Genomic DNA, 20,429 nt, shown 5'->3' with positions numbered 1-20,429 from the left:
GGTTATATTAAAAAATTTAATTATTTTTCACAATTTTAGCTAAGAAAAATGCGTCCATATCACAATCTGGCAAAATCCTAAGCCCAAATTCACTCACAATCTCGCTTTTTAAACCAAAGCTAATAGGCTGGATACTAATATCAAATTTAGATCCCAAGGCATTTTGAATCACCTCTTCATTCTCACACTCAAAGAGTGTACAAGTGCTATAAACCACGCACCCACCTGGCTTTAAAGCACTTAACGCTGAGTTTAAAAGCTGTTTTTGTAGCTTTGAGAGAGATTTTATCTCTTTGGCTGATTTTTCTACAAATCCATCACCAAAATGAGAGTAGCTAGAGCATGGCGCATCAAGCAAAATCTTATCAAATCTGCCCACACAGCTCCTTGAAATACTCCTTGCGTCTTTATTGTAGGTTCTCACCCATTCGCAACCATATTTATTTAAATTTGCTTTTAAGGTATAAAATCTCTTGCTATCGCTCTCCATCACCGCCAAATCTGCCCCATATCCCATCATATTTGCTAGCGCAATGCTCTTTCCACCTGGACTAGCGCACATATCTAAAACGATATCATTTTTAGCTGGATTTAGAGCTAAAACTGCTAGATAGCTACTTGGATTTTGGATATATATCGCTCCTTTATTAAATAACTCAGAGTGAGTCAAAATCTCTTTAAATTCAGCCTTACATAGATAAAAATTTGGCAAAATCTCCCTAAATTCAACCCCTAAATCATCCAAATTTGAGATAATATAATCCCTATCAAATTTCAGCAAATTTAGATAAAATCCAACGCTTTTAGGCTCAAAAAAGCTATTCCAAACCCTTTGAAAATCAGCCTTATTTAAACTAGATTTTAGATAATCTTTAAAATTCATCTTTTTAAAAATCTCTCCAAAATTATCATCGCCGCTACGCTATCGAATTTACCATCTCGCCTATCTCCTACTAGCTCGCTAGCCTCAACGCTACTATAAGATTCATCTTGATAATGTATCTCTCCATCGAAATTTAAAAGAGATATAAAGTGAGTAATCCTACGCTCCATCTCATCTTGTGAGTTACCACCCTTTGGTAAGCCTACAACCAAAATTTTGGCTCCATTATCCCTTAGCATATTACTAAGATCTCTTGCGGCTTGATTGCGATTTTTACGCAAGATTGGTGTGGTTGGGATAGCGATTTTGCCATCTGGGCTTATAGCTACGCCAATTCTTTTAAGTCCTATATCAACCCCAACTATCATAAAATTCTCACATAAATTCCATCAATAGCGATTTTGCCATCTAGCTCATAATCATAGATAAGATCTCCAAATTTAGAATAACACTCATCAAAATTTGAATTTTGTTTGATAAATTCAATGATCTCATCGCTATTTTGATCATAATTTTTCAGCCCAAATTTCATAGCAAATTTATCAAAATCAGTAATAATCTGCGCTTTGCCACTTGCTAATAACTCATTAGTCCCACTACTCTCACCAAGTCTTTGAGGCAATACATAGAGCGGAATTCCAAATTTAATAGCCGCCCTAGCACTACTCATAGAGCCACTTTTAATATCAGCTTGAGCTACTACAACTGCGTCGCTTAGGGCTACTGTGATTAAATTTCGCTCCAAAAATTGCCACCCCTTTGCTACGATGCCTGGCTCATATGAGCTTAATGCTAATGAGTTTTGATAGATATCTTTTATCATTTTGGCATTTTGTAATGGATAAATTTGATCTAATCCATTACCAAAAACCGCAATTGTATGCGGATACGCACCGGTGTGAGCATGGATATCTACGCCAATTGCCGCACCGCTAACTACGCAAACTCCATATTTTTTTAGCGTTGAAGCGAGATTTAGGGTTATGTTTTTGGTATAAGATGAGCATTTTCTTGAGCCGACAATTGCTACTTTTGGCGAATTTAATAACTCTAAATTTCCTTTATAATATAGCTTTTGTGGTGGGTTTTTGAAATTTGAGTTTAGATTAAAGTCAGTTATAAATTTCATACAAATCTCTTAAAAGCATTATATCAACTTGGCTCTCTAACTCACTTTTAAAGCTCTTTAAAGCCTTAAAAGTCTGCTCATATGGATGTCCGATCGCTATAGCAAAGCCACTTTTTTGAGCTATTTTTATAGCCTCTTTTAGCTTATTTATTATAGCTTTTTCATCTTTGGTATTATCTATAAAAACATCTCTTTTTAAATATTTATTCCCAAACTCACTGCTTAAAATCTTAGCCTTAGAATCTTTAGTCGTGTAACTATCTATAAATATCATATTGTGTTTTTTAAACGCTATAAAGAGCTTTTTTAAAGAGTCATAATCGCTTGTAAATTTGCTTCCTGTATGGTTATTTATATATATTGCCTTTGGAAAATTTGATCTAATTTTGCTAATTTCAGACTCTATTTTATCGCTGCTATCACCTACTTTTAGAGTATTTTTCTCTTGCGCTTGATAATTCATAGCTTCAAGTGGTAAATGAATCATATAAAACTCAAATTCCCTAGCTACTCTTGCGCTATTTGGATAGTTAGCATTCGGTGGAAAAATTGATGGCGTGATATTTAAATTTAGCGATTTAATCTTTTTAGCTTGATGAAAAGTAGATATATCATCTATAATTATTGCCAATTTTGGTTTATTAGTTAGCTTTGGTTTTATGTTCGTATTTTCACTAGAATTTATGGCTAATTTTTGACTTGGATTTGCTTTTAAATTTAGAGTAGAATTTAGATCTTTACTATTATTTATTGTTGAATTAGTATCATTGTTAATTACTTCATCAACTCTTTTAATCTCAACAAACTCACCATCAAATTCATCGCCATCTAACTTAGTAAAATTTGGAGTTGGCAACATTTGTATTTTAACTTCATCAGTGATATTTAGCTCTAAATTTCTAGGTACATCAAATATGGTAAAATCCTGTCTTCTACTCTCAAAATATCTATCTATATTCTCTATTATACGTGTTTGATTATGAGCTTTAGAAGGATTTTTATAGTTACTAGCAATTGTATAAATAGCCATAGCAACTACTAAAATACAGAGCAAAATACCAACATATAAAAGCGCCCTACTTCTTTGGGCGCTATTTTTTTTATCTTGTTCCAATTAATTTTTATCTTTATTTACTAGTCTACCTTTATTGATCCAAGGCATCATAGCTCTTAATTTTTCGCCAGTTTTATTTAGTAAGCTTTCATCGCTTAATTTGCGTTCAGCATTCATCTTAGTATAACCAGCTTTTCTTTCTAAGATAAAGTTTTTAGCGAATGTACCATCTTGGATCTCTTTTAAGATCTCTTTCATAGCTGCTTTTGATCTCTCATCTACTACTCGTCTGCCACTTACATAATCCCCAAATTCAGCAGTATTAGAGATAGAATATCTCATATCAGCCATACCACCTTGGTAGATTAGATCTACGATTAATTTCATCTCATGTAAGCACTCAAAATATGCCATTTCAGGCTCATATCCAGCCTCTACTAAGGTCTCAAATCCAGCATTTATAAGCGCACAAAGTCCGCCACACAATACAGCTTGCTCTCCAAATAGATCGGTTTCAGTCTCGGCTTTAAAAGTAGTTTCTATAATACCAGTTCTACCACCACCAATAGCGCTAGCATAGCTTAATGCTATATCCTTAGCCTTGCCTGATGCGTCTTGCGCTACTGCTATTAGATCTGGGATACCGCCTCCATTTACAAATTCATTTCTCACAGTGTGGCCTGGGGCTTTTGGTGCTATCATGATACAATCAATTCCCTTTGGTGGGACGATTTGACCATAATGGATATTAAATCCATGACCAAAAGCGATTGCGCTACCGCTTTTTAAATTTGGCTCAATCTCAGCTTTAAATATATCAGCTTGTAATTCATCAGGAGTCAGTATCATCACAACATCAGCTGCTTTTGTCGCTTCACTTACGCTCATAACTTTAAAGCCCTTAGCCTCGGCTTTTGCCCAACTTTTGCCATTTGGATGTAATCCTATGATAACCTCTACGCCACTATCTCTTAAATTTTCAGCATGGGCGTGACCTTGAGAACCAAAGCCTATCATTGCGACTTTTTTAGATCTAATTAGGCTTAAATCACAATCTTTATCGTAATAAACTGTTATTGCCATAATCTTCTTCCTTTTAGTAAAAAATAAAGGGCAATTATACATTATTAAAATTTAAATTTGATAAAATTTTCAAAAAATTATCAAAAATTTAACTTCAATGTAGTAAAATTACTCAAATCAATCAAAAACACGAGAAATATAATGAACGATGCAATCTATAAGAGTATAAAATCTCTACCACCACTTGATGAGACAATTATGAAAATTCAGCAAATTTGCAGCAGCGAAGATAGTGATATTGCTGAGTTAATTAGCGTAATCCACCAAGATCCAATGTTAACAGCAAATATTTTACGCTCAGCAAATAGTCCATTATATGGGTTTAGCAGGGAAATTGCTGATATAAATAGAGCTGTAGCACTATTTGGAATGGCAACTATTAGAGGTTTTGCTCTAGCTGGCACAATTAGTAAAAGCTTTAAGATAAATCTAGAACCATATGGAATATCTAGTGCTAAATTTATGGATTTGGCAATATTGCAAAACGCTTTAGCATTTCACTGGTGCAGCAAGATAAATCGTGAACTTTTAAACATTATTTCACCAGCTAGTTTTATGATGGATATAGGCAAGATTATAATCGCTAAAGAGTTAATTGATTCTAAAAAATCTACCAAATTTAAAGATAAATTACAAAACATCTCTACAACAAACGAACTATCTAAACTTGAGATAGATATGGTAGGTATCTCAAGTCAGATGGTTACAGCTCAAATCTTTAAAAACTGGAATCTAGAACCTGAGATTGCAGAAGTTATAAAATACTCTTTAAACCCAATTGATGCCCCAGAAAATCTTAAAAAGCACTGCTATATCTTAAGCGTGATAAGTAATAGCATAAATGTATTTGGCACACTCTTACCAGACCAGATAAATAGTACTATTGAGCTTTTAAAACTCTATAATTTAGATGCTCAACTATTTTTCAGTGCTATTGAAAAAGTACAACATTGAAAGCATTTTTAAACTCTTTAACTACTGGATTAGAGAGTAAATATATCAAGTCAAGCGAACTTGAAATTTTAAGAGTATTAGAACAGATAAAAGCCGTTACAAAATATAAAAATCGATATTATCTCAATGACGGCTTTGTCTGCGGAAAACTAGATATATCTAGTAATGGGACTGGATTTTTATATCCATACGATAGCAAATTTAAGCAAGATTTAATGATAGAAAATCGTGATTTAGGCGGAGCTCACTTTGGCGATATCGTTCTTGCTAAACTAACTAAATTTAAAAAACCACGCCAAAAAGCAGCCGTGGTGGCCGTATTGCTTATGGCAAATGAAACAAGTGTAGTATATACCAAAAAAATTGGCTCCGTTATAATGGGCGTAACTATCCCAAACTCCATCACGATAGCCCTAAAAGCTAGTCAAAAATCCCTAAAAGAGCTTCCATTAGGCACTGTTTTAAAGATCAATAATTTAGATAATGATATTGTAGAAGTCTTAGGCGTATTAAGCGATGCTAATGTAGATCAAAAAATCTCAATGGCACTATATAATAAGCGTGAAATTTTCCCAAAAATAGCCATAAATGAAGCCATTAGCTTTGGCAATGAGGTGGATAAAAGTATGTATCCTAATAGAGTTGATCTAACTCATTTGCCATTTTGCACCATTGATCCTGTTGATGCTAAGGATTTTGATGATGCGATATATTTTGATAAGCATAAAAATGAAATTTACATAGCTATCGCCGATGTCAGCGAATATGTAAGCCCATATAGCGGTATTGATAAAGAGGCTAGACTTAGGGGTTTTTCTATATATTTTCCACACATTGCTGTGCCGATGCTACCTCGTGAACTTAGCGAAAATATCTGCTCTTTAAAACCAAATTGCGATAGACTCGCTTATCTTTTTAAAATTACTTTAAACTCAAATTTAGAAGCCATTAAAGAGGATTTAATAAGCTGTGTGATCCACTCTAAAAGAAGATTTAATTATGATGAAGTTGATAGCTTGCTTAGAGGCGAATTTGATTGTCAAGACGAGATAAAAGAGTGGCTAATACCACTTTTTGATCTCACACAAAGATTAAAAGAAAAACGGCTTAAAAATGGCTTTGATTTTCATACATTAGAGCTTAGAATGAGCCTTGATGAAAATAATGAGATTAAATCAACTAAATTTGAAGGCTCAACTCCATCACACTCTTTGATAGAAGAGTGTATGCTCCTAGCCAACAAAGCCGCAGCAAAAAGATTAAGCAAAGGGATATTTCGCAATCACGAACCAGCAGATATAAAAAAAATCAACACACTCTTAGATGATCTCGCTGCCCTTGGCATAGAAGCCGAAAATCACGGCGATTTAATCTTTTTGATAACACAAATTCAAGCCAAAGCAAGTGAGCTAAATATCAGAGAAGATGTCGATAAACTCATCATAAAAGCACAAAAAAGAGCCGAGTATTCTAGTAGCTGTCGGGGGCATTTTGGGCTTGGGTTTGAGTTTTATACGCATTTTACTAGCCCTATTCGCAGATACTCAGATCTCTTGCTCCATAGAATTTTAAAAGCTCAAAATGACCCTAAAATCAGCAACTACCTAATGCTTAGCATAGATGAGCTTTGCGCCAATTTAAATATCTTAGAAAGAGAAGCCGATAAGGTAGCTTGGGATTTTATGGATCGCAAATTTGCTCGCTGGGCAGCTAAAAATATAGGCCAAACATTTAAATGCTTTATAGAAGAGAGCGCCAATCAATCAATAGCTAGATTAGATGATGAGTTAAAAGGCGCTAGAATATTTTTAAGCGATTTTTGTGAAATTCTAACCCCAGTTATGGTCCAAATCACAGATGTCGATATCCCAACAGCTAAAATAATTGGCAAAATAGTAGAGATTTTAGATGTATAAAAGAGATTTTATAACGCTTTTAAATTCTGCTAATATCCCAAATTTTTTCTTGCTTTATGGGGCTGAGAGTTATCAAGTTGAGTTTTACGCTAAAGAAATTTTAAATAAATTTAACAAAGATAATATGCTTAGCTTATACTATGATGATTATGATTTTAACCTTGCTATTTCGCATCTTAGCGAGCCTTCGCTATTTGCAAATTCAAATTTATTACATATCAAAAATGACAAAAAAATCCCCGCCAAAGATACAAAAGAGCTAATAACCCAATGCCAAAATAATCCAAATAACATATTTATCTTTGAACTACACGAAGGCGATGAAAAATCCATAAGCGATTTAAAAAAGCATTTTGGCTCAAATTTTGTTAGATTTTTCCCACCTAGCACTGCTTCAGAAGTCAATCAAATCCTATCTAATCACGCCAAAATCTTAGGCCTAAATATAGATAGTCAATCTCTTTTATACATTTATAACTTACAAAATGAGAATCTATATCTTAGTGCTAGTGAGCTAAATAAACTCGCTAATATCGCAAATAAATTTAATCTTGAAGAGATAAAAGAGCGAGTTTATGCCTTAAACGGCATTGGATTTGATGCGCTTTTTGATAAAATCATTAGCAAAAAGAGTATTAATAGCGATTATTTTGAGTTTATAAATGATAGCTCGTTTAATGAAATTTCGCTTTTAAATATGCTATTTAGGGCGTTTCATAGACTTTATCTGATACATAGTTATATAAAAACTAATGGCAAATTTGATCCAAAAATTGTCTTAGGATACACGCCTCCACCACAAATTTTAAATAAACTTGAATCCCAAGCAATATCTATAAAAATTGATCAATACACTAAAATATTTAAATTTTTAAATGAGATTGAATTTGATCTAAAGTGCAAAAACAACATAGACAAAGAGTGCTACCTACTCTCAGCCCTTTTAAATTTACAAGAAATTTTAAGCCAAAACAGCAAATTTTAAGCATATTTTTAGTAAAATTCAAACCGCATTTTGTGCGAATTTCCTTGCTCTTTTGTAGAAAAAGAGCGAAATCCATAAGGAGAATATATGAGACATTATGAGCTTTTATTCATCTTAAAACCAACACTTACAGAAGATGAAGTTAAAGTTAAGGCTGATTTCATTAAAGAGATCATTACAAAAAATGGTGGCGAAATTGCTAGTGTAGTTGAAATGGGAACACGCAAATTAGCTTATAAAATTGACAAATATGAGCGTGGAACATACTTTGTAATCTACTTCAAAGCACCAACTCAACTAATCGCTGAATTAGTAAGAAATTTAAGAATAACCGAAGAAGTTATTAGATTCTTACCTGTAAAATATGAAAACAAAAAAGAGATCGCAGCTTGGGATAAACTAAGCAAAGGTCAAAAATTAACCCAACCTAAAAAAGAGTCAAAAACAGAAGAAAAAGCAGCTCCACAAGAGTAATTTATAAAGGCTAGATTATGTTTAATAAAGTAGTTTTGATAGGAAATTTAACTAGAGATATCGAGCTTAGATATATCCAAAGTGGCACCGCCGTAGGTAGTGCTGGTATGGCTGTTAATCGCAAATTTAGCGTTAATGGTGAAAAGAGAGATGAAACTTGCTTTATTGACATAACCTTTTTTGGTCGCCAAGCCGAAATAGCAAATCAATATCTAAATAAAGGTAGCAAAGTCTTAATAGAAGGAAGGCTTAAATTTGACACTTGGCAAGACCAAAATGGCCAAAATCGCTCTAAACACTCAGTAGTAGTAGAAAATATGGAGATGCTAGGCGGACAACAAAATCAAGGTGGATTTAATAGAGATAGTGAGCCAAACTACAATAGCGGATATCCTAATAGCAGATCAAACTCATACCAAAGAGAAGATAATAGTGGATATGGGAGAGAATTTAACCAAAATAACAGATATCAACAAAATAGCAATTACAATCAAAAACAGCAAGTAGAAGAGCCTTATCAAGAAAAAGTCCCAGAGATAGATCTCGATGCTGATATAAAATATGATAGCAAACCAAGCAAATCAAATTTTATTGATAGTAGCGAAGATGAAATTCCGTTTTAAAGGATAAACAATGGCAGAAAAAAGAAAATATAGTAAAAAATATTGCAAATTCACAGAGGCAAAAATTGATTTTATAGATTATAAAGATACGGCACTTTTAAAACAATGTCTATCTGAAAGATTCAAAATTATGCCAAGACGCTTAACAGGTACAAGCAAAAAACATCAAGAAATGGTAGAAAAAGCGATAAAAAGAGCTAGACATGTTGCTCTTATACCATACATTGTAGATAGAAAGAATGTAGTTACAAACCCATTTGAAGGTCTATAATTTAATGCCCCATTATGGGGTATTAAATTTACTCACACTCTTTTACTATAATCTTTTTTTATCTTAATAACTTCAAATATAAATTTAACATATCCACCTTTATACCAATTTTTATTAGCTTCTATTAAAGCTTTACCTAAATTATAACTTAAATGATTTTTTAATCTTAAGGCATCTTCATAATCACTATATGATTTAAACTCTGGCACTTTTAAATTTGGATTATGTTTTATATTTTCTTTATATATTTTTTGTTCCTTTTTATATTTTAATAATACATCTATCAATCTAAATGGTAATTTAAAAATACCTATTGTACTTTTAAAACTCTCTACCATAGTATAGCCTAGTCTATATTCAAGTCCATTTAATATTTGTAATTTTGCACTACCATAGGTAAGCTTCGAGCTTGGCTTTTTTACTATATTAGATGGCTCAGATATATTGCAATTTAAAAATTGCTCTTTAATTTAATATTATTAAATCTTTTTTTATACTGTGTTAAAGAGATATCATAAGGATAATTTTCAAAATAAGCAAATCTATTTTTACTCTTATTATTATAGATTACATCATATAAAAATTCCAATTTATCTTTTGCATTAATTAGGCTATTTAGCATATTTTCAATAGCTTTTGGTGAGATAAACTTATCTTTATCATAAATATATTTAAAATTTTCATTTGACATATTTAAATTTTTTAGTGTCTCTTCTTTACTCCATTTTTGTTCAAATATATCATCTCTTAGCCAAAATATATCATTTTTTATCTGTTTTGCTGGATTTCCTGCATTTATAGTATTTAAATAGCACTGCTTAACAACCATACTTTTAGCACCAATTACTGATCCAGATGCTATAAATACGCCTTTTGAAATACCAGCTTCTTGTTCGCACTAAACATGATCGCCAATATAAATACTTTTTGAAAAATTTAATCTATTATTGCTATTAATATCCATTATAGGATGATAATCACAAGTACCAGCCCATATACTCCATGAAAACATACAATCCCTACCGATAATAATATTTGTAGCCTCATAAATACGCAGGCTAACTCCGCCAAAACTACTATCATCGTCTATATAACAACAGCAATCCTTTGTAAGAGAGATTGAGCCATTTACCCTAACACAATTGCCAATAAAAAACCAAATTATTATCTGAGTGAAAAGTTATATTAATATTCTCGCTTCTTCCAGCAAAAAAATACAATATTATTTTTACCTTTAAAATCACATTTGAAATTTAACTGTTTTTATAGATCGCCATATATAATATTGCCATTTTCACCAATATTTTCTAGCATAATTTCTCCAAATTTTATACAAATATAAAAATTGACAATATATTAAATAACTATAAAATCACAAATTCAAATAAGCGATTTTATAGTTATAAATTTAGCCATAAAATTTTATGAAAACCAGCTTTTAATCTTATCCCAAATTCCCTTATCAGTAGCCATTTCGCCACTTTTGATACTAAAACTATTTTGAAGTTTTTTCAAAAGCTCTATTTGCTCATCATTTAGCTTTTTAGGTGCTTGGATTGAAATTTGAACGATTAAATCGCCTAATTGCTTGGTTCTAGCGTTTCTAACCCCTTCTTTAGCGATAATAAATTGCTGTTTATCCTTAGCTCCTACTGGCAAATCCAAAGTCGCCTCCCCTCTAAGCGTCGGTATCTTGATACTATCACCTAAAATAGCTTGAGTGAAGAATACTGGAATCTCCACATATACATCATCTCCATTTCTATGGAAATGCTCATCATCTTTAACAGCTATACGGACATATAGATCTCCGGTTAAATTTTCATATCTATTTCCCTTTTGGCTAACCCTAATTCTAGTACCATTATCCACCCCTTCAGGGATATTGATTTTAATGCTATCGCTTATTTCATTATAGCCACTAGCATTACACTCAGGGCATCTGTCTTTGATAGTTTGGCCTGTACCTGAGCACTCTGGACAAGTTTGGACAAATTGCATAAAGCCTTGTTGGATTCCTATCTTACCATTTCCGCCGCATTTGCTACAAGTCTGTTTTTTGCCATCTTTTGAGCCTGTTGCGTTACAACTTTTACATGGAATTTTATACTTATATTTTATCTCTTTTTCACAACCAAAAACCGCTTCATTAAACTCTAACTCAATACCAACTTCTATATCTAAAGCATATTTATACTGATTTTTAGATCTACTTTTAGTACCAAATCCACCACCAAAAAATGAGCTAAATATATCACCCAAATCATCAAAATCAAATCCACCGCCAAAGCCACCACCGGCCATGCCTTTTAGCCCATCTTTGCCATATCTATCATATATTTCTCTTTTCTCGGCGTTGCTTAAAACCTCATAAGCTTCATTAATCTGTTTGAATTTCTCCTCAGTCTCTTTATCGCCTTGATTTCTATCTGGATGGTATCTTAGCGCTTGTTTTCTATAGGCTTTTTTAATCGTATCGCTATCAGCATCCCTTGAAATCTCTAATATCTCATAATAATCAAATTCCAAAATATCTTCCTTGTTTATAATTTTAACTGGCGATTTTATCCAAAAGTTACTAAATTTATACATAAAAAGCAAATTTATTATTAATTTTTGGTATAATAGTGCCAAATTTTATACTAGGAGCCAAATATGATAAATGTATTAATGATAGAAGATGATCCGGAATTTGCTCAAATTTTATCTGAATATTTAATAAAATTTAATATCAAAGTTACAAATTACGAAGATCCATATTTAGGCCTTAGTGCCGGTATCAAAAATTATGATCTTTTGATATTGGATTTGACGCTGCCAGGTATGGATGGGTTAGAGGTTTGTAAAGAGATTAGAGAAAAATATGATATCCCTATCATCATTAGTTCAGCTAGAAGCGATGTAAATGATAGAGTTGTTGGACTTCAAATTGGCGCTGATGACTACTTGCCAAAGCCATACGATCCAAAGGAGATGCACGCTAGAATTACAAGCTTAATCCGCCGTTATAAAAAGAGCAATGAAACCCAAGAAGAGGTCACAGATACGCTATTTAAAGTAGATGATAAAAGGCATGAGATATCATATAATGGAGCGCCACTTACACTAACACCAGCCGAATATGAAATTTTAGAATACCTAATCAAACAACATAGCTTTTCAGTATCAAGAGAGCAGTTAGTATATCATTGCAAAAGCCTAAAAGATAAAGATTCTAAAAGCTTAGATGTTATAATCGGTCGCTTAAGAACCAAAATCGGTGATAATTCCAAATCGCCTAAACATATATTTTCAGTTCGTGGTATAGGGTATAAATTAGTCGGATGAGATACTCTCTAACTACCAAAATCACGATAATTTTCGCTATTGGATTTATCGTGATTTGCACTCTATTTTTTATGTTTTTTAAACTACAAAATGAGAGATTGCTAGAAAAAATTAGCGAAAATCACTATAATTCTATTAGTTGGCTACTATCACTATACCAAAAATCCAATATGCCAGAAGATTGGGAGCGATACTTTAAAAATTTTGACCTAGCTTATGTTAAAAATGCAAATTTGCAAAAGGCAATTTTTGACCACGGCACACTAGTTAGTAGAAGCGATACATTAATTGGCATAGTTGATACCATTAGCTACAAAAATAATCTTTATCTACGCATTAAAAATCAAAGCGTAACTATAATTTTAGAATCTACTTTACATAGTGGAAATGACAGTATATTAGCAAGTTTCATAATTGTTATGGCGCTATTTATCTCGCTTTATGTATCGATTTTTAGAAGTCTTGTACCATTAAAAAAACTACGTAGTGATATACGTAAATTTGCAGCTGGTAATATGGATGGAGTTTGCGTAGTCAATTTTTCTAAAGGTAACGATGAGATAAGCGAGGTTGCATATGAATTTAATAACGCAGCATGCAAAATTAAAGATCTCATTATGTCTAGACAATTATTTTTACGCACCATTATGCATGAGTTAAAAACACCAATTGGCAAAGGTAGAATCGTTAGTGAAATGATCGAAGACGACACTCAAAAAGAGCGCTTAATAGCAATTTTTGAGCGACTCAATATCCTAATAAATGAATTTGCTAAAATAGAACAACTTTTAAGTAAAAGCTATAGCTTAGATTATGCTAAATATCGTTTTAGTCTCATATTAGATCAAGCTAAAGATATGATGCTCTTAGATGATTTTAATAGTAATGTTAAAGTTAATTTAAACTCCGATCCGCTTTTAAAAGTAGATTTTCAACTATTCTCTCTTGCTATTAAAAACTTAATAGACAATGCATTAAAATATTCTGATGATAAAAAAGTGCTTATAACATGCGATAATAAGACTATTTCTATAAAAAATCATGGTAAGCCATTAGATCGCTCTATTGAACATTATAAACAAGCCTTTATAAGAGATAATAGCTCAAAAGCTAGTGGAATGGGACTTGGACTATATATCATAGAACACATATGTTCTATGCATAAATTTAGCTTAGATTATAATTATGCTGATGGATATCATGAATTTTTGATTAAATTTGGAAAATTAGATAATGAAAAAGCTTGAGCAGTTTGATAGACTTGTAGAAGCCTTTGGTAAAATTCCTGGTGTAGGTAAAAAATCAGCGATAAAATACGCTTATTATGTAGCATTACAAGATCCATTTTTTGGGCTAAATTTAGCCCATACAATAGAAAATTCCATTCAGAATCTAAAACATTGTATAATCTGTAGCGGTATTAGCCAAAATGAAATTTGTGATATCTGCAGCGATATCAATCGAAATAGCTCCATAATATGCGTAGTTGAGAGTCCTAAAGATATTCTAACTATAGAAGATTCAAATTCATTTGACGGATTATATTTTGTCTTTAATGATATAAATAGTGTAGAAAATTTAAAAGATATGATTAGTAAATTTAACTCAAAAGAGTTAATTTTTGCTTTTAGCCCAAGTATAAATAGTGATGGTATTATGCTTTATATAGAAGATCAATTAAAGGAATTAGGAATTAGCTTTACAAAAATCGCTCAAGGTATCCCAACTGGAGTAAGTCTAGAAAATGTCGATATGCTTTCATTAACTAAAGCAATAAAAGATAGAAAAGAACTTTAAAGCTCAAACACTCCACGCATTAACTGTGTAATCTTATCTTGATTAAATTTATTATCAAAAAATATATTAAATGCCAAAACCGCTTGATAAAGTAACATATCCCTACCATCTTTGTTTTGTACATTCAACTCATTAGCAAGGCGTAAAAATTGAGTATTTTTATTATAAATAACATCAAAGGCAAATTTTGAATTAGAAAAAATATCATTTAGCAAATGTTTATCACATGGCAATTCATCACCACAAAGCCCTGCTGAAGTGGTATTTACTACCAAATCGTAACTACTTGGAGTAAAATTTGTATGAGTATGGAATTTATAGTTATTAAACTGTTCGCTTTTATCGCTTCGGTTTAAAATCTCAACGTCCACTCCGCTAAGATCTAAAATATATGCAAGTGCTTTAGCAGTACCACCAGCACCTAATATTAGCACCTTATTAATTTTGCCAAATTTAGCAATTGCCATCATAAATCCAGGTGCATCGGTATTATAACCTTTAATCTTATCACCTATACGAACTAATGTATTAATCGAGCCAATCTCCTTTGCGATACTATCAAGCTCATCGCAAAGGTTGATTACTGACTCTTTAAATGGAACGGTGATATTTGCCCCTTGAAGGTTATATTTTTTAAATTTATCAATTATATCACCACCTTGCTCTAGTAAAATCCTACCATATATTCCATTTATACCCAATCCGCAAAGCGCACTATTATGAAGCCTTGGCGAGATAGAATGCGATACAGGATTACCAAAAAGAGCAAAATATTTCATTATTATTTAACCCTATAAACAAAGGCGCCACTTGAGACATCTTGGCGTATTTTTTGAATATTTGATTCAATGTTAGAATTAAATGGACCAATTAGAATTTTTACTACTTTGTTACCATTTACAACAACTTCATGAGTTGTGTATTTATAGCCATTAGCTGTAATTCTTTTAATCAAAGCACTATTTCTATCGAGTTTAGATACAGATGCAACTTGAATATATGTTCCCTTAGCTAGGCCGTTTGTAGTAGCTGGCTCTTTTTTAGTTTCTACCTTTTTAACTGGTTCAGATTTTTTAACTGGTTCTTTTTTAGGTTCCACCTTTTTAACTGGTTCTACCTTTTTAGCTGGTTCAGATTTTTTAACTGGTTCTTTTTTGTTATCTTTAACAGCTGGAGCAGTTGCACCAAATGGCTCTTCAACTTTTGGAGGTAGCACTGGCACAATCATACTAGGTGTAGTATCCATAGCAGCTTGAGCATTTTTATACTCATTTACTATATTTTCAAAACTCTCTTTAGAATTTGAATTATCACTAACAATTGGCACTTGTTCAAAAAGGTCATTTGAGCCACTATTATCTGATGTATTAGCAGGTAACTCAGCAGGTAGTAATAGACTATCAGATATATCGTTACCCTTTTTAGTCTCATTTGAATTTAAAAACTTCACAACAATCAATACTACAACAAAAATGATAACTAGCAACGCCACACCAATTAAAATTTTGCGTATACCACCAGACTTTTCCTCTTCGTTTTTATCTAGCAAGATATCTTGTAAATTATTATTTTCTTCCATAATTTATCCTTTACATATGTTTTGACCAGCTAGCACCACGTTCTTTTTGATAGAGCTCATATGGCAAGGCTAGAATATTATACTCTAATGGCATATCCATAGTAGGAAACATTCTCCACTCTTGAGGTAACTTTTGTGATAGCATCACTGATAGTTTATTAGCTATTTGACACCCTTCCATAAAGGTTGTATGACCTTTATGGACGTATAGATGTAAATGACCAGGGGTTTTGGTCTCATAAGCTGTGAAATTTATAAACCCTTCTTCTCTTAGTAGTAGCTGAGCCCTATGCCAAAAGCGTTCAGGCATTCTGCCATTATAGTCAAAAACAATATTTTCAACCTTATTTAACCTATTGATCAAAGAGTGTGCTACAATTATTTTACGCTCAGCATGTTCTCTTTGTATTGCTAGGCTAAGCGGTTCATCTACTCTTTCAAATTTATCAAAAAAATACCTACCCTTATGCTCAATCTTTTTTACAGTTAAATCACGCTTGATATAGTAGTGATCTGTAATCATCTTAATAAGCGATAAATCCATACGCTGCATTAGAATGTCGCTTTATTATAGATGATAAATTGATGAGCTAAATCTTTTAATTCGGCTGCGATTTTGCGTTGTTTATCAAGATTATTTATATCATCTAATACATCAGCAATGCGATTTGCAATTAACTCAAATTCAGTCTCTTTCATACCTCTAGCAGTAAGCGCTGGGCTACCCACTCTAATACCGCTTGTTATAAATGGACTTCTAATTTCGCCTGGGACTGTATTTTTATTTACCGTAATTCCTGCATTACCTAAAGCTATATCTGCATCTTTACCGCTAAAATCTTTATTTAAGAAACTAACAAGTACAAGGTGATTATCAGTACCGCCACTTACTAGATCATATCCACGGCTAATTAAAACTTCACCAAGTTTTTTAGCATTTGCTTTGACTTGTTTGGCATATACTTTCCACTCATCACTTAAATTATGCTTAAAGCCTACAGCCTTACCAGCTATAACATGCATTAATGGCCCACCTTGAATTCCTGGGAATATAGAGCTATTGATCTTTTTAGCAAATTCCTCATCGTTTGTCATGATGATACCGCCTCTTGGGCCTCTTAGAGTTTTATGTGTTGTGGAGCTTACTACATGGCAATGTGGAAATGGATGAGCATGCTCGCCAGCTACAACTAACCCCGCTATGTGCGCCACATCAGCAAATAAATACGCACCTACGCTATCAGCAATTTCTCTAAATCGCTTAAAATCTATCTCTCTAGTATAGGCACTCGCACCGCAAACTATCATCCTTGGTTTAACAATATTTGCAATATCGGCTACCTTATCATAGTTGATTCTACCATCTAGCTCAACACCATAAAAAAAACTCTCATAATACTTACCAGAGCTTGAAACCTTAGCACCGTGAGTTAAGTGGCCACCATGGCTTAAATCCATACCTAAAATTTTATCACCTGGCTTTAAAAATGCTCCATAAACACCTTGATTTGCTTGGCTACCGCTATTTGGCTGAACATTAGCAAATTCACAACCAAAGAGTTTTTTGCATCTATCAATTGCAATCTGCTCAATTTCATCTACAAATTCACAACCGCCATAGTATCTCTTACCAGGATACCCTTCGGCATATTTATTAGTCAAAATAGAACCCATAACTTCCATAACTTCAGGATATGTAAAATTCTCACTAGCAATCATCTCCAAATGATCGCACTGACGCTCAAGCTCTTTATTTAAAAGAGCGTAAATCTCTTTATCATAACTTTCTAAATTCATATTTACTCCTTAATTTTTTGGTTTCATCGCTGGAAATAATATAACATCGCGAATTGATTTTTTATTTAATAGTAGCATTACCAACCTATCAACACCAAGACCCCAACCAACAGTTGGTGCCATACCATATCCAAGAGCTCTACAATAATCCTCATCCATCTCATGAGCTTCATCATTGCCGGCATCTTTGCTCTGTATTTGAGCCTTAAATCTCTCATATTGATCAACTGGATCATTAAGCTCATTAAATGCATTTGCTAATTCTCGACCAGCGATAAATAGCTCAAATCTCTCTGCGATTTCAGGATTTTCATCACTTCTTCTTGAAAGTGGTGAAATTGAAATAGGAAAATCTGTTATAAATGTAGGATTAATTAGCTTACTTTCAACATAATTATCAAAAAGTTCAGCTTGTAAATGACCAAGATCTAACTTATCATTTGCTTCAAATTTATCCTCTTTTAATTTAGCCAATATCTTCTCTTTATCGCTTATAATTTCTCTATCTAACCCACCAATTTCTACAAGTGCATCAAGATATTTAATCCTTTTAAATGGCTTAGAAAAATCGATATTTTGACCATCGAATTCGATTATTTTATCCAAATTTAATTTATCAAGTAGTGTCGCAAATAACTCTTCAGTCAGATCCATAACCTCAAAATAATCATGCCAAGCCCAATAAAACTCAATACTAGTAAATTCAGGATTGTGAGTTAAATCCATTCCTTCATTTCTAAAGCAACGATTCATCTCAAATACCGCTTCCATACCACCTACGATAAGCCTTTTGAGATAAAGCTCTGGGGCGATTTTAAGATATCTATCTACGCCTAATGCGTTATGATGGGTGATAAATGGTTTGGCATTAGCCCCGCCTGCTATCGGATGCATCATAGGCGTCTCAACTTCTAAAAATCCACGCTCTTCAAAAAACCTTCTAATAGTGCTAATAATAATTGAACGCTTAAGAAAATCACTCCTTACATCCCTATCCATAATCATATCTAGGTATCTTTGGCGATATCTTGTCTCTATATCAGTTAATCCATGAAATTTCTCAGGTAATGGAGATATAGCCTTAGTAGCAAGAGTGATATGGCTTGCATGTAGGCTAAATTCGCCTGTTTGGGTGATAAAAGCATAGCCTTTAATAAGGATTATATCACCAACTTCAAGATTTTTTTTGAATTTAGTATAATCCTCCTCGCCTATACTAGCTAATGAGTAATAAATTTGGATATTATCGCTCTCATCTTCTATATTGGCAAATGTTGATTTCCCAGCTACTCTTTTTAGTTTTATTCTACCAGATATAACTACCTCTTCTTGGGCTTTTCTCTCACCTTCAGGAAGTTCTTTTATATATCCAAATTTGCTCTTAAACTCAGAAATATTCATCTCTCTTTTTAAGAAATGCGGATAAGGGCTAACTCCCATTTGTCGTAACTCATCAGCCTTAGCTAGACGAGTTAATTCTAATTCAGTATCAAAAATCAATTAAATTCCTTTTATCTTTTGTTTATTACATTCACTACAAACACCATATAGTTGCATAATATGGCCAGTAAGCTTAAAGCCATGCTCTTTAGCAATTGCTAGCTGGCGCTTTTCTATAATCTGGTCTTCAAACTCAACTATTACACCACACTGCCTACAGATCATATGGTCGTGATGAGGCTTATTGGCTAATTCAAATTTCTTACCCTGCACACCAAAACTAATTGATGTTACCATACCTGATTCTTCAAGTAAATTTAGACTTCTATAAACTGTAGCAATACCGACATTTAGCCCTGGATGGCGTTCTTTGATATACAAATATAACTGCTCTGGGGTAAAATGCTCACTATTATTATATAATGTTTGTAAAAGTACTTCACGCTGTTTGGTATATTTTAAACCATTATCTCGTAATACCCTCTTAAATCTCTCTAGCAACGCATCATATTCAATATTTTCTATCATTGCTCCACCTTAGTTAAATTTTCTTCTACTCCCTCAGCACTATCTAAAAGCTCAGGAACGACAATCTGACCACTCTCTACACTCTCTTTAACTTTACTAACATCCATTGCCATAATAAATTGACCAGCACTTAATAATATTGGATAAACCTTACTGCCTTCAAAAAATGGAGATATTTTCTGATTTAATACTGAAATTTTTGATACAATCGCAGCTAAAATAGCAAGAACTAAAAATATCTTTGCTGCTCCAACAAAAAATCCCAATAATCTATCCACAAATCCCAATCCGCTCATTTTTAACATCTTTGATAGTAGATTACCAAGCATCAAACATACAAACCAAAATACTAATAAAGCAAGTAAAAATCCAAAGAAAAATTCTGCCGAATCACTGAGTTGATATATATAAAGACTTATTAAATCTCCAACTAAATTTGCATTTCTACTAGCGATAATCACACCACCAATAATGCCTATAAGACCAAAAACTTCCTTAATAAGGCCATTTATAATACCCTTAATTCCTAAAATAATCACTACAGCGATAATAATAATATCAAACCAAGTAATAAAATCCATCAATTTTT

The 20,429-nt window shown here is 32.8% G+C and carries 24 protein-coding genes; 9 read left to right on the top strand and 15 right to left on the bottom strand.

Annotated elements, in window-relative coordinates:
* Positions 1–16: 16 nt before the first annotated feature.
* The 5 genes from CIGNP109_RS01565 to ilvC are packed head-to-tail and all read right to left on the bottom strand — an operon-like array spanning position 17 to position 4,149.
* Positions 17–883, bottom strand: a complete 867-nt coding sequence (locus tag CIGNP109_RS01565) for an RsmB/NOP family class I SAM-dependent RNA methyltransferase (protein ID WP_086227938.1) — start codon at positions 881–883, stop codon at positions 17–19.
* Positions 880–1,251, bottom strand: a complete 372-nt coding sequence (gene ruvX, locus CIGNP109_RS01560) for a Holliday junction resolvase RuvX (RefSeq protein WP_086227937.1) — start codon at positions 1,249–1,251, stop codon at positions 880–882. Before ruvX ends, CIGNP109_RS01565 begins: the two co-directional genes overlap by 4 nt.
* Positions 1,248–2,012, bottom strand: a complete 765-nt coding sequence (locus CIGNP109_RS01555) for a DNA-processing protein DprA (protein ID WP_086227936.1) — start codon at positions 2,010–2,012, stop codon at positions 1,248–1,250. The genes ruvX and CIGNP109_RS01555 overlap by 4 nt, the downstream gene beginning before the upstream one ends.
* Entirely contained in the window at positions 1,996–3,126 is a 1,131-nt protein-coding gene (locus CIGNP109_RS01550; RefSeq protein WP_086227935.1) for a divergent polysaccharide deacetylase family protein, read from the bottom strand. The genes CIGNP109_RS01555 and CIGNP109_RS01550 overlap by 17 nt, the downstream gene beginning before the upstream one ends.
* Entirely contained in the window at positions 3,127–4,149 is a 1,023-nt protein-coding gene (ilvC, locus tag CIGNP109_RS01545; RefSeq protein WP_086227934.1) for a ketol-acid reductoisomerase, read from the bottom strand.
* A gap of 141 nt (positions 4,150–4,290) precedes the next feature.
* Between ilvC and CIGNP109_RS01540 the strand changes: the two genes are divergently transcribed.
* The 6 genes from CIGNP109_RS01540 (at position 4,291) to rpsR (ending at position 9,372) form a co-directional block, all read left to right on the top strand.
* On the top strand, positions 4,291–5,103 hold the full coding sequence (locus CIGNP109_RS01540) for an HDOD domain-containing protein (protein WP_086228109.1): 813 nt from the start codon (positions 4,291–4,293) through the stop codon (positions 5,101–5,103).
* Entirely contained in the window at positions 5,100–7,019 is a 1,920-nt protein-coding gene (locus CIGNP109_RS01535; RefSeq protein WP_086227933.1) for an RNB domain-containing ribonuclease, read from the top strand. Before CIGNP109_RS01540 ends, CIGNP109_RS01535 begins: the two co-directional genes overlap by 4 nt.
* The gene (gene holA, locus CIGNP109_RS01530) at positions 7,012–8,004 is read left to right on the top strand and encodes a DNA polymerase III subunit delta (RefSeq protein WP_096027296.1); all 993 of its coding nucleotides are present in this window, start codon (positions 7,012–7,014) and stop codon (positions 8,002–8,004) included. The genes CIGNP109_RS01535 and holA overlap by 8 nt, the downstream gene beginning before the upstream one ends.
* Positions 8,005–8,091: 87 nt before the next feature.
* Positions 8,092–8,478, top strand: coding sequence for a 30S ribosomal protein S6 (gene rpsF / locus CIGNP109_RS01525; protein ID WP_086224384.1), 387 nt, complete (start codon positions 8,092–8,094; stop codon positions 8,476–8,478).
* 17 nt (positions 8,479–8,495) lie between these two features.
* Positions 8,496–9,101: a single-stranded DNA-binding protein gene (locus CIGNP109_RS01520; RefSeq protein ID WP_086227932.1), complete on the top strand. Its 606-nt coding sequence runs from the start codon at positions 8,496–8,498 to the stop codon at positions 9,099–9,101.
* A 10-nt stretch (positions 9,102–9,111) separates the two neighbouring features.
* Complete coding sequence (rpsR, locus tag CIGNP109_RS01515) at positions 9,112–9,372, top strand: 30S ribosomal protein S18 (protein ID WP_086224380.1); 261 nt, start codon at positions 9,112–9,114, stop codon at positions 9,370–9,372.
* A gap of 32 nt (positions 9,373–9,404) precedes the next feature.
* On the opposite strand, the gene CIGNP109_RS01510 is transcribed toward rpsR, so the two are convergent.
* From CIGNP109_RS01510 to dnaJ, 3 genes are all read right to left on the bottom strand, one after another.
* On the bottom strand, positions 9,405–9,710 hold the full coding sequence (locus CIGNP109_RS01510; RefSeq protein WP_086227931.1) for a hypothetical protein: 306 nt from the start codon (positions 9,708–9,710) through the stop codon (positions 9,405–9,407).
* A 113-nt stretch (positions 9,711–9,823) separates the two neighbouring features.
* Positions 9,824–10,201 carry a hypothetical protein gene (locus tag CIGNP109_RS01505; RefSeq protein WP_086227930.1) on the bottom strand — a complete coding sequence of 126 codons (378 nt, stop codon included), beginning with the start codon at positions 10,199–10,201 and terminating at the stop codon, positions 9,824–9,826.
* Positions 10,202–10,794: 593 nt separating this feature from the next.
* Positions 10,795–11,901 carry a molecular chaperone DnaJ gene (gene dnaJ, locus CIGNP109_RS01500; RefSeq protein ID WP_086227929.1) on the bottom strand — a complete coding sequence of 369 codons (1,107 nt, stop codon included), beginning with the start codon at positions 11,899–11,901 and terminating at the stop codon, positions 10,795–10,797.
* A 126-nt stretch (positions 11,902–12,027) separates the two neighbouring features.
* Between dnaJ and CIGNP109_RS01495 the strand changes: the two genes are divergently transcribed.
* The 3 genes from CIGNP109_RS01495 to recR are packed head-to-tail and all read left to right on the top strand — an operon-like array spanning position 12,028 to position 14,496.
* On the top strand, positions 12,028–12,699 hold the full coding sequence (locus CIGNP109_RS01495; RefSeq protein ID WP_086224376.1) for a response regulator transcription factor: 672 nt from the start codon (positions 12,028–12,030) through the stop codon (positions 12,697–12,699).
* A complete protein-coding gene (locus tag CIGNP109_RS01490) occupies positions 12,696–13,946 on the top strand; it encodes an ArsS family sensor histidine kinase (RefSeq protein WP_086224375.1) in 1,251 nt (416 codons plus the stop codon). Before CIGNP109_RS01495 ends, CIGNP109_RS01490 begins: the two co-directional genes overlap by 4 nt.
* Complete coding sequence (recR, locus tag CIGNP109_RS01485) at positions 13,930–14,496, top strand: recombination mediator RecR (RefSeq protein ID WP_236845585.1); 567 nt, start codon at positions 13,930–13,932, stop codon at positions 14,494–14,496. Before CIGNP109_RS01490 ends, recR begins: the two co-directional genes overlap by 17 nt.
* Here the strand turns inward: recR and CIGNP109_RS01480 are convergent.
* From CIGNP109_RS01480 to CIGNP109_RS01450, 7 genes are read right to left on the bottom strand one after another with little or no spacing between them, the layout of a single operon-like run.
* Positions 14,493–15,275, bottom strand: a complete 783-nt coding sequence (locus CIGNP109_RS01480) for a shikimate dehydrogenase (protein WP_086227927.1) — start codon at positions 15,273–15,275, stop codon at positions 14,493–14,495. The two genes, recR and CIGNP109_RS01480, sit on opposite strands and share 4 nt — an antisense overlap.
* 2 nt (positions 15,276–15,277) lie before the next feature.
* Complete coding sequence (locus CIGNP109_RS01475) at positions 15,278–16,075, bottom strand: SPOR domain-containing protein (protein WP_086227926.1); 798 nt, start codon at positions 16,073–16,075, stop codon at positions 15,278–15,280.
* Positions 16,076–16,085: 10 nt separating this feature from the next.
* The gene (locus CIGNP109_RS01470; RefSeq protein ID WP_086224370.1) at positions 16,086–16,628 is read right to left on the bottom strand and encodes a DUF1882 domain-containing protein; all 543 of its coding nucleotides are present in this window, start codon (positions 16,626–16,628) and stop codon (positions 16,086–16,088) included.
* Positions 16,628–17,872: a serine hydroxymethyltransferase gene (locus CIGNP109_RS01465; RefSeq protein WP_086227925.1), complete on the bottom strand. Its 1,245-nt coding sequence runs from the start codon at positions 17,870–17,872 to the stop codon at positions 16,628–16,630. The genes CIGNP109_RS01470 and CIGNP109_RS01465 overlap by 1 nt, the downstream gene beginning before the upstream one ends.
* 9 nt (positions 17,873–17,881) lie before the next feature.
* A complete protein-coding gene (lysS, locus tag CIGNP109_RS01460) occupies positions 17,882–19,369 on the bottom strand; it encodes a lysine--tRNA ligase (protein ID WP_236847539.1) in 1,488 nt (495 codons plus the stop codon).
* Positions 19,370–19,372: 3 nt separating this feature from the next.
* Positions 19,373–19,840 (bottom strand): Fur family transcriptional regulator, encoded by a 468-nt coding sequence (locus CIGNP109_RS01455; protein WP_086224366.1) that lies wholly within the window; start codon positions 19,838–19,840, stop codon positions 19,373–19,375.
* A complete protein-coding gene (locus CIGNP109_RS01450) occupies positions 19,837–20,421 on the bottom strand; it encodes a CvpA family protein (protein WP_086224364.1) in 585 nt (194 codons plus the stop codon). The genes CIGNP109_RS01455 and CIGNP109_RS01450 overlap by 4 nt, the downstream gene beginning before the upstream one ends.
* Positions 20,422–20,429 lie beyond the last annotated feature (8 nt).

Source organism: Campylobacter sp. P0109 (assembly GCF_002138755.1).
In the GTDB taxonomy this organism is placed as follows: domain Bacteria; phylum Campylobacterota; class Campylobacteria; order Campylobacterales; family Campylobacteraceae; genus Campylobacter; species Campylobacter devanensis.
The sequence above is the reverse complement of the archived record's forward strand: the minus strand, read 5'-3'. Positions and strand labels throughout refer to the sequence as shown.